The sequence below is a fragment of the Streptomyces europaeiscabiei genome, from assembly GCF_036346855.1.
In the GTDB taxonomy this organism is placed as follows: domain Bacteria; phylum Actinomycetota; class Actinomycetes; order Streptomycetales; family Streptomycetaceae; genus Streptomyces; species Streptomyces europaeiscabiei.
Window position 1 is genome coordinate 4,741,525 of the sequence record NZ_CP107841.1, and the last position, 13,900, is coordinate 4,755,424.

Consider the following 13,900-nt stretch of genomic DNA (forward strand, 5'->3'; position numbering starts at 1 on the left):
AAGATCGTGACGCAGGTCAAACTCATGCCGGACGCCGTGCAGGCATCCGCGCTTGAGCGCACCCTGCGCACGGTCAACGATGCCGCGAACTGGGTGTCACAGGTGGCGTTCGAGCGCGGTGTGCCGCGTGAGTACGAGCTGCGCAAGCACACCTACGCCGAACTCAAGGCCCGTGGGCTGGGAGCGCAGGCCGCGCAACACGTCATCAAGAAGGTGCGCGACTCGTACACCACGCTCAAGGCCAACATCCGTGCCGGGAACCTCGGCAAGGAGGGCTCGAAGCGCCGCCGCAGGGCTGAGTCCAAGCCGGTCACCTTTCGCCCCGAAGCCGCACAGCCGTATGACGACCGGTGTCTGAGCTGGCAGCACGACCAGCGGACCGTGTCCGTCTGGACCGTGGACGGCCGAGTCAGGAACATCCGCTTCGCCTGCTCCGCCGACGCGCTCAAGACGCTCCAGGCGCACCGGCAGGGCGAATCCGACCTGATCCAGCGCGACGGCGTGTTCTACCTCGTCGCCACCTGTGACGTGCCCGAGGCCGAGAGTTACGAGCCGGACGGCTTCATCGGCGTGGACCTCGGCATCGAGAACATCGCCACCGCCTCCACCGGCTACCTCGCCACGGGGCGGAGACTCAACCGGTACCGCAAGCGACAGCTTGCCCTGCGCGCCAAGCTCCAGAAGAAGCGCACCAAGTCCGCCAAGCGGCGGCTCAAGGCCCGTGCCCGCAAAGAAGCGCGGCACGCCGCCAACCAGAACCACATCATCTCCAAGACGATCGTGACCGAGGCTGAACGCACCGGACGCGGCCTGTCCCTCGAAGAACTCAAGGGCATCCGCAACCGGGTACGGCTCCGCAAGCCCCAACGGGTCGCACTCCACTCCTGGGCCTTCGCCCAGCTCGCAGACTTCATCGTCTACAAGGCCAAGCGGGCCGGGGTACCCCTGGTCTTCGTCGATCCCGCGTACACGTCGCAGACGTGCGCCGAGTGCGGCCACGTCGACAAGCGAAACCGTGTCGACCAGGGGCTTTTCATCTGCCGGAGGTGCGGGGTCGTTGCCCACGCCGACCGGAACGCATCCCACAACATCGCCACCCGTGGCGAGAGCGTGTGGAATGCGGGGCGTGAGTCACGCGTCCCTGCCACCCCATAGGGGTGTCTGGACGGAGGAGTCCACCCCAGCAGCCAGCTGGGCACTACCTCCAAGCCCGGTCCTTCAGGGCCGAGTCAAGTTGACGAACGGTTGAGCCCGGCCCAGCTCGCGCGGACACGGCACACGGCACAATGCGTATATGCCGCCCGACCCTGACACCGTCGACGCCCGCCGGGAAGCCCTGCGCTACCGGTGGCTCCCCGCGCTGCTCTCCGCCCGGGACGGTGCCTGTGACCCGGCGCCGACCCCGTACGCCGACAACCTGATCGAGCGGTGGGCCGAGCCGCGGCGGAAGTACCACACGCTCGATCACCTGACGGCGGTCCTGGACCACGTCGAGACGCTGGAGGACCACGCGGCCGACGCCGACCTCGTACGGCTGGCAGCCTGGTTCCACGACGCCGTGTACGCCCCGGACCGGTCGGAGAACGAGGAGCGGTCGGCCCGGCTCGCCGAGCGGGCGCTGACCGAGGCCGGGGTGCCCGGGGCGAAGGTGGCGGAGGTCGCCCGGCTGGTGCGGCTCACCGTCACCCACGACCCGGCCGACGACGACCCGAACGGACAGGTCCTGTGCGACGCGGACCTCGCGATCCTGGCCTCCGAGCCGGACGCGTACGCCGCGTACGCCGCCGCCGTACGGGAGGAGTACGGGTTCGTGCCCGACGACGCCTTCCGGGCGGGCCGGGCGGCCGTACTGCGCCAACTCATCGATCTGCCACGGCTGTTCAGGACACCGTACGGAGAGCGGGAGTGGGAGGAACGGGCCCGGGAGAACCTGCGGGCGGAGCTGGCCGGACTGGCGGAGGACTGACGCCGCACGGACACGGACGCACGGACCCGGACCCACGAACACGGACCCACGGACACGGACCCACGGACACGGAAGGAATGCGACCCCATGACCGCCTGTTGCCGATGAATATGTCTTCACCCGCCGCTGCCGCGCCCGACCACGCCCGCTTCCGCATACCCCTGTCCGTCTACGTCCTCGGCCTCGCCGTCTTCGCACTCGGAACCAGTGAGTTCATGCTCTCGGGGCTGCTGCCGCCCATCGCCGAGGACATGCAGGTGTCCATTCCACGGGCGGGGCTGCTGATCTCGGCGTTCGCGATCGGGATGGTGGTCGGGGCGCCGCTGCTGGCGGTGGCGACGCTGCGCCTCCCCCGGCGTACGACTCTCGTCGCACTGATCACGATCTTCGGGTTCGGGCAGATCGCCGGCGCCCTCGCACCGAACTACGCCGTTCTCTTCGCCTCCCGGATCGTGAGCGCGCTCGCCTGTGCGGGGTTCTGGGCGGTCGGGGCGGCCGTGGCCGTCGCGATGGTGCCGGTGAACGCGCGGGCACGGGCGCTGGCCATCATGATCGGCGGGTTGTCGATCGCGAACGTGCTCGGGGTGCCGGCGGGGGCGTTCCTCGGGGAGCACTTCGGGTGGCGGTCGGCGTTCTGGGCGGTGGCGGTGGCCTCGGCGATCGCGCTCGTCGGGGTGGTCACACTCGTTCCGGCCATTCCCCGGCCCGAGGAGCGGCCCCGGCTGGGGCAGGAGGTCCTGATCTACCGCGAACCCCAGGTCTGGCTGTCCATCACGGTCGTCGCGCTGGCCGCCGGCGGCATCTTCTGCGCGTTCAGCTACCTCGCGCCGCTGCTCACGGATGTGGCGGGGCTGGACGCCGGGTGGGTGCCGTCGGTTCTCGCGCTGTTCGGGATCGGGGCGCTGATCGGCACGGCGGTCGGGGGACGGGTCGCGGACGCGCACCTCTTCGGGGTCCTGCTCAGCGGTATCACGGCCTCCACGGTCCTCCTCGTCGCCCTCGCGCTGCTCGCCGAGTACGCCGTCGCCGCCGTCCTCCTCTCCTTCCTCCTCGGGGTGTCCTGCTTCTACACCGCCCCGGCCCTCAACGCCCGGCTGTTCAACGTCGCCGGCGCCGCCCCGACCCTCGCCGGCGCCACCACCACCGCCGCGTTCAACCTCGGCAACACCGGTGGCCCCTGGCTCGGCGGCGTCGTCATCGACGCGGGCTTCGGCTTCGCCTCCACGGCCTGGGCGGGCGGCGCCATCACCGCGGCCGCCATCGGCACCACGGCCGTGTCGCTGCGCCTCGACCGGCGTACGCGGGCCTCCCGGCGCGTGGCCGGGAGCAGTGGCAGCGTCGTAAATGCAGTACGTACGGACGTCTGACCCCGCCTATCCTCGCCGCCATGCGACCAATGGGTGGGGATCAGGTACAGGAAGCTGTCGAACACAGCCTCGCGGTGCTGGGGACGGTGGTCGACCAGGACTGGGAGGGCGTCAAGGCCGGTCGGCTGGAGTGGAGTTGCCGGGGGACCGCCGACCACATCGCGTCGGACCTGATCGCGTACGCGGGGCAGTTGACGGGGCGGCCGACGGCCCGCTGGGTACCGTTCGAGATCGATACGTCGGAGTGCGAGGAGAACGCCGACGTACTGGAGGTGATCCGGACGACCGGCGCCCTCCTCGCCGCCGTCGTCAGCACCGCCCCCCGCACGGTCCGCGCCTTCCACCCGTATCCGTTCCGCGCGGCCGACCGCGAGGGCTTCGCGGCGATGGGCGTCGCCGAGGTGCTGCTGCACACGTACGACATCGCGGAGGGCCTCGGGCTTCCCGCGTCCGCGTCCGTGCCGCCCGTCGGGCTGTGCGAGTCCGTCCTCGCGCGCCTCTTCCCGCACGTCAGGCCCGGTGACGACCCCTGGGCGACGCTGCTGTGGGCCACCGGTCGGGGCGAGTTGCCGGGGCGCGCGCCCGTCACGGAGTGGCGTTGGAGCAACCCGCTGCACATCGACGCCGAGCGCGTCGTCCTCCAGGGCGTCCACCCGGCGGCCGCGGCCGACCTGGCCGAGGGCGGCACCGGTGGCTTCGACTGGATCGTGGGCGGCCCGATCGAGGGGACGCGGGTCGGGGCGGGGCTGGTGTTCCAGGCGTACGAGGCGGGGGTGCACCGGCCGGAGTGGGGCATGTTCGTGCTCGTGCGCAAGGAGGACGGGCTGGCCGTCGGCGCGCTCGGCTACCACGGCGCCCCGGACGAGGAGGGCCGCGTCGAGGTCGGCTACGACCTGGTCGAGGGGGCGCGCGGGCGCGGCTACATGACCGAGGCGCTGGGCGCGCTGGCCGGCTGGGCGCGGGAACGGGGCCGGGAGCAGGGAGACGTACGGTCGCTGTTCGCGGTCGTCGAGAAGGCCAACATCCCTTCGCAGGGCGTCGTTTCGCGGGCCGGATTCGAGAAGGTGAGCGACGACTGGGGTGACGGGGAGCACGGGGAACAGTTCGCGTACGAGCTCCGTCTGCGCGCCTGACGCAAGCCGGGCCCAGCCTCGGACCGGACGCGGACCGCACGCGGGACGTGCGGGGACGCAGGGGAACCCGGGACAGCCGGGCACCTCGTCGACCGGCCCCGCCGAGCGGCGGCACCCTCTCAGGCCGTAGCCCCCCGCCGCTTGGGCCTGCGCAGCCCCGCCTCCGTCAGCCTTCGCAGCAGCTCCTTCGAGCCCACCTCCACGGCCCCCGCCCGCACGACCTCCTCGTAGCGGTGGGACGGGATGTCGTAGTGGTCGCGCTCGAAGGCGCGCTCGGGGATGCCCGACCCCCGTGCGAACGCGTGCAGCTCGTCGAAGGACACGTCGCTCACCAGGTGGGACCACATGTGCCCGTGCCCCGGCCAGGTGGGCGGGTCGATGTAGAGGGTCACGAGGACGGCGCCTCTCCGGAGGCCTCTCCGGACGCGTCGCCGGAGGCCTCTCCGAACCCGTCCCCGGTGGCCTCTCCGTGCACTGCCCCGGAGGCCTCTCCGTGCGCTGCCCCGTACGCCGAGCCCAGCGCCCCCACCGCGGCGACCCGCACCCCCGCCTTGTGGCACACCCACTGCGGATCGGGCCCGAGCTCCGGCTCCACGTCGAGCGCGTGCGGGTCGCCGTCGTCGCAGACCGGGCAGAGCGGCCAGCGGCCGTACCGTTCGAGCAGGGCGTCCTGGACGTCCTGGGCGACGAGCCCGCCGACGTATGTCACGCCGTCCGGCCACTGCTCGACCCACCAGCGGCGCTGCACGACGGAGTCCTCGACCATGGACACGACATCCGCCTCGGCGACCTTCCCGGCCACCAGATCGGCGAGCACGAGGGCGCGGGCCGCGTGCAGCGCCTGCTCAAGAGGGCTCACGGGATCCATGGGGGGCTGTACGGGGTCGCTGCTGGAACTCATGCATCCATTGTGCGGCCCTTGACCATATGGCCGGACAGAAAATATCTTTCAAGATGTGAGCGATGATGTGAAGGAAATTTTCGCACCTGTGGAGGGACAGGCCACGGGCCGCCCGGCCGGAGGGCGGAGCGGCGCCGCGACCACACCCCCCACACCTCCCGCACCCGCCGCCCTCGCGGCGAAGGTGCGGACGCTGGCCCCTTCCATGACCCGTTCCATGCAGCGGGTCGCGGAGGCCGTCGCAGGGGACCCGGCGGGCTGCGCGGCGCTCACGGTCACCGGCCTCGCCGAGCTCACCGGCACCAGCGAGGCGACGGTCGTCCGCACCGCCCGCCTCCTCGGCTACCCCGGCTACCGCGACCTGCGCCTCGCCCTCGCCGGCCTCGCAGCCCACCAGGAGTCGGGCCGCGCACCCTCGGTCACGGCCGACATCGCGGTCGACGACCCGCTCCCCGACGTGGTCGCCAAGCTCGCCTACGACGAGCAGCAGACCCTGGCGGACACGGCGGCCGGACTCGACATGGTCCAGCTCGGCGCGGCGGTCGGTGCGCTCGCCGGGGCCCGCCGCATAGACATCTACGGCGTCGGGGCGTCCGGGCTCGTCGCCCAGGACCTCACGCAGAAGCTACTCCGCATAGGGCTGATAGCCCACGCGCACAGCGACCCGCACCTCGCCGTCACCAACGCGGTGCAGCTGCGCGCGAAGGACGTGGCCATAGCGATCACCCACTCCGGCTCGACGGGCGACGTCATCGAGCCGCTGCGGGCCGCCTTCGACCACGGGGCCACGACGATCGCGATCACCGGGCGGCCGGACGGACCGGTCTCCCAGTACGCCGATCACGTCCTGACGACGTCCACGGCCAGGGAGAGCGAGCTGCGCCCGGCGGCGATGTCGTCCCGGACGAGTCAGCTGCTGGTGGTGGACTGCCTGTTCATCGGGGTGGCGCAACGGACGTACGAGTCGGCGGCGCCGGCGTTGTCCGCGTCGTACGAGGCACTGGCGCATCGACATCGGACCGGGGGCCCGTCGCGGTAGCGCGTCCGGGAGCGAGCGTCCAGGCAGGGGCGGCGGGTCTGTGTCATCCGCGGCTCCACCGCGGGGCGCGACCGACCACGACGAACCCGCGGACAACCACGGCGTCCGACCTGAAGGCACAGCCGCACCGGACCGGACCGCACTGTACGGAATGAGTCGCCATGCCCCCCTCCTCCTCCAACGCCTCCGCCCTCCCCCACCACCTCTCCGTGCGCGCCGAGTTGGAGTCGCTGACGACCGAGGCGTTCCGGCCGGAGCTGGCCGACATCGATCAGCTGCCGACGCTCGACATCGCGAAGCTGATGAACACCGAGGACGCTACCGTGCCGACGGCGGTCTCCGCGCAGTTGCCGCTGATCGCGGCGGCGATCGACGCGATCGCGGAGCGGATGGCCCGGGGCGGCCGGCTGATCTACGCGGGCGCGGGCACGGCGGGCCGGCTGGGCGTACTGGACGCGTCCGAGTGTCCGCCGACCTTCAACACGGCACCCTCGCAGGTCATGGGCCTGATCGCGGGCGGCCGGGAGGCCATGGTGACCTCGATCGAGGGGGCGGAGGACTCGGCTGAGCTGGCCCGGACGGACCTCGACGCGCTCGGGCTGACGCCCGACGACACGGTGGTCGGCGTCTCCGCCTCCGGTCGCACGCCGTACGCGGTGGGCGCGGTGGAGCACGCGCGCGCGGCCGGCGCGCTGACGGTCGGCCTGTCCTGCAACGCGGCCAGCGCGCTCGCCGGGGCGGCCGACCACGGCATCGAGATCGTCGTCGGCCCGGAACTGGTGACGGGCTCGACCCGCCTCAAGGCGGGCACGGCCCAGAAGCTCGTCCTCAACATGCTCTCGACGATCAGCATGATCCGCCTGGGCAAGACCTACGGAAACCTGATGGTCGACGTCCGCGCCACCAACGACAAGCTCCGCGCCCGCTCCCACCGCATCGTCGCCCTCGCCACGGGCGCGACGGACACCGAGATCGAAACGGCCCTCACCGCCGCGAACGGCCAGGTGAAGAACGCGATTCTCACCATCCTGAGCGGCGTGGACGCGCCCACCGCGGCCCGCCTGCTGGCAGCGAACGAGGGCCATCTGAGGGCGGCCCTGGCGGCGGCGATGACGACGGGCTGATACTCCGCGGGACAGGTGGGGCGCCCCCGAGCAGACTCCGCGGGCTCCGCGATATGCAGAATTTCCGGCAATCATCCCAGAAAACACACATACCCCTCCGAGGTCGAGCCTGGCCTGCGGGGAGTGTCAGTGGTGTGTGGCACGGTGGTGGGGATCGCTGATGTCAGGTGAGGGTCGCTGATACCACCCATGTCACCGACGTCTCCCACGTCTCCCACGTCTCCCAGGGAAGGACCGAGCACGTGAACCACGCGCAGCTCACCGCCCTCGGCCGCGCCCTGCGTCTCCTCGGGGAGCACGGCGACGCGCTGAACGCCGACACCCCGGACGCCCGGCTGCACGAGGTGAAGGCGGACCTCAGACGAGCCCTGGAGCTGCTGGACGAGACGGTCACGGCGGCCGCACCGACGACCCGCTGCGCCGAGCATCCGAACGGCCCGGTCGACGAGGAGGCCCCCGACCGCTGCCTCCTCTGCGAGACCCGCCGCCGCGCCGCCCGCCGCACCCAGCTCAACGACAGCTACGGCCCTCCCCGGCCCACCGGCCCCGCCACCCCGACCCCCTCCCGCTACGGCGTACGGGACGAGCGCCCCCAGGCCCAGGAGCGCTGGCTCCCGGAGGCGTGGAACGGCCAGGTCTGGCAGCTCTGCGGCACCCCTCGCCGCGACCGCCGCGAGGCCGAGCTGTATCTCGCCGCCCAGCGCCGGGGCCCCCGCCCCGCCATCGCCTACCGGCTGGTCCAGGAGTTCACCGACTACGACGTGACGCGCATCTGGGGCGAGCCGGTCCGGATGGACATCGAGCCGATGGGGAACCTGTGAGCGGGCGCCGCACCTAGCCGGCCGGCAGCGTCGTCACGGAGGACACCGTCAGGCGTGCCAGGCGTGCCACGAGGGAAGGGTGCACCTTCACGGCACCAGCATTCAACACGGCAGCCGCCCTTCCCCGTTGACCTGCCGCACCCGGGCCCGCAGCACCTCCCCCGGGGCGGCCTCGCGCAGCGTGTCCGGCGGACAGTCCCACTCCCGCCCGCCCCCGACCGGCCGCAACTGCACGTAACCGCCCTCGCGGCCCATCACCTCGCCGAGCCGCCCGTCCCGTACGTCCACGGCGTACGACCGCTGTGACGCGGTCACGTCTTTGCCGCGCTGCGCAGGACGGCGGCGAGGTCGGCGGCGACCTGGAGGTTGCAGCACCCCAACTCGACCAGTGGGTAAGGCAGTTCGCTGGCCCCGGTCACCGGGTCGACCCGAAGCGAGGGCAGCACGATGCCGACTCCGCGCAGGGCCCGGTCGAGCCGCTCCACGGCTTCCTCGGTCGTCCGCACCGTGCTCCGCCCCTTCGCCGCCGCTCTGTTCTTCACGTCCGCTTCCTCCACGCTGGGTTTCCGGTTCACCACACAGCGTGTCCGAGGGGCATCTAGCCTGACCAGATACGACGCCCCAACAGGGGGTCTGCTGGACAGGGAGCTGTGGCCATGCCAGGACCGAAGGATCTGGACCCGTCGTCGTCACCCCGAGCGCTTTTGGGCGCGGAGCTTCGCCATGCGCGGGAGAGGGCGGGGCTCAGCCAGGAGGATCTGGGCCAGCAGTTGTTCGTGAGCGGGTCGTTCGTGGGGCAGCTGGAGTCGGCGGTACGGCGCCTGCAGCCGGAGATCGCGCGGCTGATCGATGTGGCCCTGGAGACCGGGGACTTCTTCCTGCGGAACTGCCAGGCCGCAGCCAAGTCCAAGTACCCGGAGCACTTCGCCCAGGCGGCCGAGGCCGAGGCGGTCGCTACGAGGATCAGGGAGTACGCACCCATGCTGATCCCAGGGCTGCTCCAGACCCGCGCTTACGCACAGGCTGTGTGCATCGCGCATCAGCCGACGGCTCCCGACGAGGCAATCGACAAGCTGGTCTCGGCACGGCTGGAGCGGGCCAAGCTCCTCGACGATCCAACAAAGCCTCTGCTGAGAGTCGTACTTGACGAGGCGGCACTACGCCGGGTGACGGGCAGCCCGACCGTTATGGTCGAGGCTCTTCGCCACGTCGCAGCGCTGGTCCACCGGCGCCGGGTCATTGCACAAGTGCTGCCGTTCAGAGCAGGCGCGCACACGCTGATGGGCGGGGCGATCAAGCTGATGGGCTTCGACGACGCACCACCGCTCGTGTACTTCGAAGGTCCCGGAACCGGCAGGCTGGAAGACGACCCAGCCACCGTCACCCGCTACGAACTGGCCTACGATTTGCTGGGGGCCACTGCGCTCTCGCCCCACGAATCTCTGGCCTTGATCGAATCGGTGGCGGAGGATTACGCCCATGAAGATCAGCCCTGAGTACCACCTCCCCTCGCTTGCCTGGCGCAAGTCCACACACAGCGACGGCAGCGGCGGCAACTGCCTCGAAGTAGCCGCCAACCACCCCACCCACATCCCCGTGCGCGACTCCAAGACCCCCCTCGGCCCGAAGCTCGTGTTCCGGGCCGAGGCATGGTCCGCGTTCGTCGAAGACCTCAAGTCGCGCTAGGCGAACGGGTTGCCGTGACCCGGCAGCTGTCCGCCCGACCGCACATACCGCAGCCGGCCCATCTGGTCAGTCATCGGTGTGAACCCGGCGGCCTCAAGCTGGGCGGCGTACCTGACGTTGCGACGTCGACTCGCCACGAGCCCGACGTACACCAGGCCCATGAGCGCGGCCCAGACGCCGACGGAGACGACGACGCCGATGGTGCCGTCCCCGAACCGGTATCCGATGCCCGCGACCATCCCGGTGATGCCGATACCCGCGAGGGCGAACCGCTGCTTGTCGGTGAACTGGCGGCCGAGGTCGAACAGCATCCGGAGCTTGAGAAGTCCGGCCTCGTCGGGCGGGACAGGCGGCAGCGAGCCCTCGTTCCCGGCGTCGGGATACCGCTCCCGGTTGCGCGCGGCACGCTCCCGGCCTTCCCGGCTCGGGTCGGGCACGATGCGCAGCGCGAACCTGTTGTCGCTCAGGTTCAGGTCCGCGTACTCGTACCCGAACTGCTGCGCGATGAAGGCAAGTCGGGTGAGCCCCTTCATCGTCGTCATGGTGACGATGAGCTCCACGGGCTCACCACTCTCCATCTTCCGCAGCATCTTCCGCACATGCCTCTTACCCACCAGTGCCCCCGTCCCTCAGCAACGCCCATTGATCGAACAGCACCGAGGCGACCCCGGCGACCGATTTACCGCCCCGAAGCTCAAGCCCCCAGCTCCGAGCCCTCTTTTCAAGGAATGGGAGGTGGGCCTCAACCCACCCTCCCACCCGGCGAGTTGACTTGACGCGTTCGAGTTGCCACGCACGGTGACGATGCTGATACCGTGCCCGCAGACGAAACAGCCCCCGCCAGGTGCTACCAACACCTGCGGGGGCTTGACCTACGAGATCGAAAGCTCCTCGATCCCCATGGCTACTGCCAACCTTAGTGTTGCCCCCCTGCCCGCGCACGCGGACCCGCACCCTCCGCGCCCCCACCCCATGGCCAACCCTGGCTACGGCAAGCGCACCGCCCCCGGCCAACACCCCCGCACGGCCCACGACTTCGCGGACCTCCCACCCCGCGAAGCGGCGATCGCCGCGTACATCGACCGCCTCTCCGAGGGCGCCGACATCTCCGTGAAGACGCTGGCCAAGACCCTCATCTACGGGCAGTGCGCGCTCCGGACGGCCCTCAACAGGCTGCAAGAAGCGGGCCACTTGCGTCGGGGCCGTGAGGCCGTGGAGACCGAGTCGGGCAGTTCCCGCTGGATCACCCGATCGTGGTTCTCCCGGACGGCACGGGACGACGACTGGTGGGCGGTTTTCACGCGGGGAGACGTACCGCAGGAGCAGGGGCAGGAGCAGGGGCAGGGGCAGGACCCGAAGAGATCCCCCACTCGCTCCCGCGCCCACATCCTCCTGGCCGCGCTGGGCCGGGAGGCCCCCGCGCTCTCCCTCTCCCAGGCGGAGTGCGCGGCGCTGGCCCCGCTCCTGCTGCCGTGGTTCGAGCGAGGCGCCACCGACGAGTCCATCCGCCAGGCCCTGACCTCCGGCCTCCCCACCCCGGTCCACAGCCCGGCGGCCCTCCTCCGCACCCGCCTCCTCACCAAGCTCCCCCCGGAGCCGGCGCCCACTCCCGACCCCGTACGCCCGCCCCTCCGCATGCTGGAGTGCGGTGAATGCGGCACCCCGGGCCCCCCGGAGGCCCTGCCGGGCGGCAGGTGCAGCGCCTGCCGGGGTCAACGCGCCCCTGCTCAACCCAACACGCCCCTGTCCGCCGCCGCAGTTCACCTCCACGCGGCCCAGATCCGTGCGGCGATGTCACAACAGCCACGAGAAAGAACACCCGCATGACCGCTCCTACGGTCCGCAGGCATCACCCCAGGGCACGATGGAGGGGAGGAGGCGACGCCATGACCCCCAGCACCGCCGAACGTCCGCAGATGCCCGTCGAGGACTTCGAGGAACTCGCCAGCGTGGCACCGGAGCACGTCCGGCTCGAATTCGTCGACGGGCGAGTCCGGACCAGGGACCCACTGAGCGTCGAGGACTTCGAGGAACTGGAGCGGCGGGCACCGGAGACCGTCCGGCTTGAGTACATCAACGGAAAACTTGAGGTCAAGGCCATGCCGGACGGCAACCACAGCGAGATCTTCATGTGGCTGCTGGAGCAGTGCCTGCATCATCGCCCCGGCCTGCGTCTTTACCACGAGCGCGGAGTCAGGACCGAGGCCTACCGCAAAGGTCGCGCTCGCACGGACGGAGCTCTCGCGCAACGGGGTCACTTCAAAGGCCACGGGGAGTGGTCCGCTTCCAACGGCGTCCTCATGGTCGTCGAGATCACCTCACACGACCGCGACACCAATCAGCGAGACCGCATCGACAAGCCCGTCGGCTATGGGGCAGTCGACATCCCCGTCTACCTCCTCGTCGATCGCGACAAGGAGACCGTCGTCGTGTACAGCGAGCCGAAGGACGGCAGCTACCAGCAGATCACCCCATTCCCCTGGGGAACCCCGGTGGAGCTGCCCGACCCCCTCGGCTTCACCCTGGACACGGAAGAACTGAAGGACTACGCCGACTGACCCGCCCCCCCATGCCGGGCCCACCGGACTCGTGGGCCCGGCACCACCTCAGCTGAGCGAGCCCAGCGCCGCCGGCTCGAACGCCTTCAGTTCGCCGAAGCGGCCGTCGAGCACCTTCGCCGCCCACTCCGGGTCCTGGAGCAGCGCGCGGCCCACGGCGACGAGGTCGAACTCCTCGGCCTCCAGGCCGTCCAGCAGGTCGTCGATGGCCTTGGTCGACGACGACTCACCGGCGAACGCGGCGAGGAACTCGCCGTCCAGGCCGACCGAGCCGACGGTGATGGTGGGCTTGCCGGTGAGCTTCTTCGTCCAGCCCGCGAGGTTGAGCTCGGAGCCCTCGAACTCCGCCTGCCAGTAGCGGCGCGTGGACGCGTGGAACGCGTCGACCCCGGCCGCCACGAGCGGGCTCAGCAGCGCCTCCAGCTCCTCCGGCGTCTCGGCGAGGCGCGCGTCGTACGCCTCCTGCTTCCACTGCGAGTAGCGGAAGATGATCGGGAAGTCGGCGGACACGGAGTCCCGTACGGCCGCCACGACCTCCGCCGCGAACTTCGTACGGGCGACGAGGTCACCGCCGTAGGCGTCCGTACGGCGGTTGGTGCGCTCCCAGAGGAACTGGTCGATCAGGTAGCCGTGGGCACCGTGGATCTCCACGCCGTCCATGCCGATGCGCTCGGCCTCGGCGGCGGACTTGGCGAAGGCCTCGACGACCTCGTCGATGTCGGCCTGGGTCATGGCCCGGCCGCCGTCGGCCTCGGTGCCGTCGGGCCGCAGGCCGGAGGGGCCGAACACGGGGGCGTCCGGGAAGAGCTTGCCCTGCTGCCGGACGGTCCCGATGTGCCACAGCTGCGGGACGATCGTGCCGCCACCGGCGTGCACCGCCTCCACGACCTTCGCCCAGCCGGCGAGCTGCTCCTCACCGGCGAACCGCGGCACTCCGTCCAGGTCCCCGGCCGTCTCGTGACCGACGTAGGTGCCCTCGGTCACGATCAGGCCGACTCCCGCGGCCGCCCGCCGCCCGTAGTACGAGGCCACGTCCGCCCCGGGGACACCGCCGGGCGAGAACACCCGCGTCATGGGGGCCATGGCGATCCGGTTCGGAACGGTCAGACCGTTGATCGTGACGGGTCGGGACAGCACTTCGGCGGCACGGGAGGTGGAGGCGGTGGTCACGTGGGGACTCCTCGGAGAGGCCGTAGGGACGTCGGCACGACGTCGCGTGGACATCGAGTGGTACGAGTGGAACTAGTGGAACATGCACTACATGCGCATGCATCTAGCACCTCTCCTCCCAACCGCCCCGCCCGG

At 70.9% G+C, this 13,900-nt stretch carries 17 protein-coding genes; 11 read left to right on the top strand and 6 right to left on the bottom strand.

Translation table 11 applies throughout. The features are described 5' to 3' along the window. Positions 1-24: 24 nt before the first annotated feature. From OG858_RS20585 to OG858_RS20600, 4 genes are all read left to right on the top strand, one after another. On the top strand, positions 25-1,155 hold the full coding sequence (locus OG858_RS20585) for an RNA-guided endonuclease InsQ/TnpB family protein (RefSeq protein WP_328545254.1): 1,131 nt from the start codon (positions 25-27) through the stop codon (positions 1,153-1,155). 139 nt (positions 1,156-1,294) lie between these two features. Further along, positions 1,295-1,966, top strand: a complete 672-nt coding sequence (locus OG858_RS20590; RefSeq protein ID WP_319264052.1) for an HD domain-containing protein — start codon at positions 1,295-1,297, stop codon at positions 1,964-1,966. A 155-nt stretch (positions 1,967-2,121) separates the two neighbouring features. Beyond that, a complete protein-coding gene (locus tag OG858_RS20595; RefSeq protein ID WP_319321423.1) occupies positions 2,122-3,333 on the top strand; it encodes a Cmx/CmrA family chloramphenicol efflux MFS transporter in 1,212 nt (403 codons plus the stop codon). 29 nt (positions 3,334-3,362) lie between these two features. Then, complete coding sequence (locus tag OG858_RS20600; RefSeq protein ID WP_319067837.1) at positions 3,363-4,466, top strand: GNAT family N-acetyltransferase; 1,104 nt, start codon at positions 3,363-3,365, stop codon at positions 4,464-4,466. A gap of 119 nt (positions 4,467-4,585) precedes the next feature. On the opposite strand, the gene OG858_RS20605 is transcribed toward OG858_RS20600, so the two are convergent. Then, positions 4,586-4,858, bottom strand: a complete 273-nt coding sequence (locus OG858_RS20605) for a DUF4031 domain-containing protein (RefSeq protein WP_319058231.1) — start codon at positions 4,856-4,858, stop codon at positions 4,586-4,588. Beyond that, positions 4,855-5,334: a hypothetical protein gene (locus OG858_RS20610; protein WP_327726044.1), complete on the bottom strand. Its 480-nt coding sequence runs from the start codon at positions 5,332-5,334 to the stop codon at positions 4,855-4,857. The genes OG858_RS20605 and OG858_RS20610 overlap by 4 nt, the downstream gene beginning before the upstream one ends. Positions 5,335-5,422: 88 nt before the next feature. Here OG858_RS20610 and OG858_RS20615 point away from each other — a divergent pair, with 88 nt between their 5' ends. From OG858_RS20615 to OG858_RS20625, 3 genes are all read left to right on the top strand, one after another. Then, positions 5,423-6,406, top strand: coding sequence for a MurR/RpiR family transcriptional regulator (locus tag OG858_RS20615; protein WP_327724284.1), 984 nt, complete (start codon positions 5,423-5,425; stop codon positions 6,404-6,406). A 161-nt stretch (positions 6,407-6,567) separates the two neighbouring features. Beyond that, entirely contained in the window at positions 6,568-7,530 is a 963-nt protein-coding gene (gene murQ, locus OG858_RS20620; protein ID WP_327724285.1) for an N-acetylmuramic acid 6-phosphate etherase, read from the top strand. Positions 7,531-7,772: 242 nt separating this feature from the next. Continuing rightward, the gene (locus OG858_RS20625) at positions 7,773-8,351 is read left to right on the top strand and encodes a hypothetical protein (RefSeq protein WP_037688536.1); all 579 of its coding nucleotides are present in this window, start codon (positions 7,773-7,775) and stop codon (positions 8,349-8,351) included. Positions 8,352-8,453: 102 nt separating this feature from the next. Here the strand turns inward: OG858_RS20625 and OG858_RS20630 are convergent, their stop codons facing one another. Further along, positions 8,454-8,666, bottom strand: a complete 213-nt coding sequence (locus OG858_RS20630) for a hypothetical protein (RefSeq protein WP_319067840.1) — start codon at positions 8,664-8,666, stop codon at positions 8,454-8,456. Continuing rightward, on the bottom strand, positions 8,663-8,893 hold the full coding sequence (locus OG858_RS20635) for a hypothetical protein (RefSeq protein ID WP_319067822.1): 231 nt from the start codon (positions 8,891-8,893) through the stop codon (positions 8,663-8,665). The genes OG858_RS20630 and OG858_RS20635 overlap by 4 nt, the downstream gene beginning before the upstream one ends. A gap of 114 nt (positions 8,894-9,007) precedes the next feature. Between OG858_RS20635 and OG858_RS20640 the strand changes: the two genes are divergently transcribed. Together OG858_RS20640 and OG858_RS20645 are read left to right on the top strand one after the other, a co-directional pair. After that, positions 9,008-9,847, top strand: a complete 840-nt coding sequence (locus tag OG858_RS20640; protein WP_328544641.1) for a helix-turn-helix domain-containing protein — start codon at positions 9,008-9,010, stop codon at positions 9,845-9,847. Next, positions 9,831-10,037, top strand: coding sequence for a DUF397 domain-containing protein (locus OG858_RS20645; protein WP_086748864.1), 207 nt, complete (start codon positions 9,831-9,833; stop codon positions 10,035-10,037). Before OG858_RS20640 ends, OG858_RS20645 begins: the two co-directional genes overlap by 17 nt. On the opposite strand, the gene OG858_RS20650 is transcribed toward OG858_RS20645, so the two are convergent. Then, entirely contained in the window at positions 10,034-10,615 is a 582-nt protein-coding gene (locus OG858_RS20650; protein ID WP_327748732.1) for a hypothetical protein, read from the bottom strand. The genes OG858_RS20645 and OG858_RS20650 overlap by 4 nt on opposite strands. Before the next feature lie 394 nt (positions 10,616-11,009). On the opposite strand from OG858_RS20650, the gene OG858_RS20655 reads away from it, so the two are divergent. Both OG858_RS20655 and OG858_RS20660 read left to right on the top strand, forming a co-directional pair. Beyond that, the gene (locus tag OG858_RS20655) at positions 11,010-11,864 is read left to right on the top strand and encodes a hypothetical protein (protein WP_319067820.1); all 855 of its coding nucleotides are present in this window, start codon (positions 11,010-11,012) and stop codon (positions 11,862-11,864) included. 59 nt (positions 11,865-11,923) lie between these two features. Next, the gene (locus OG858_RS20660; protein ID WP_319067818.1) at positions 11,924-12,595 is read left to right on the top strand and encodes a Uma2 family endonuclease; all 672 of its coding nucleotides are present in this window, start codon (positions 11,924-11,926) and stop codon (positions 12,593-12,595) included. A 48-nt stretch (positions 12,596-12,643) separates the two neighbouring features. Here the strand turns inward: OG858_RS20660 and OG858_RS20665 are convergent, their stop codons facing one another. Continuing rightward, positions 12,644-13,765: an NADH:flavin oxidoreductase gene (locus tag OG858_RS20665; protein WP_319264060.1), complete on the bottom strand. Its 1,122-nt coding sequence runs from the start codon at positions 13,763-13,765 to the stop codon at positions 12,644-12,646. Positions 13,766-13,900 lie beyond the last annotated feature (135 nt).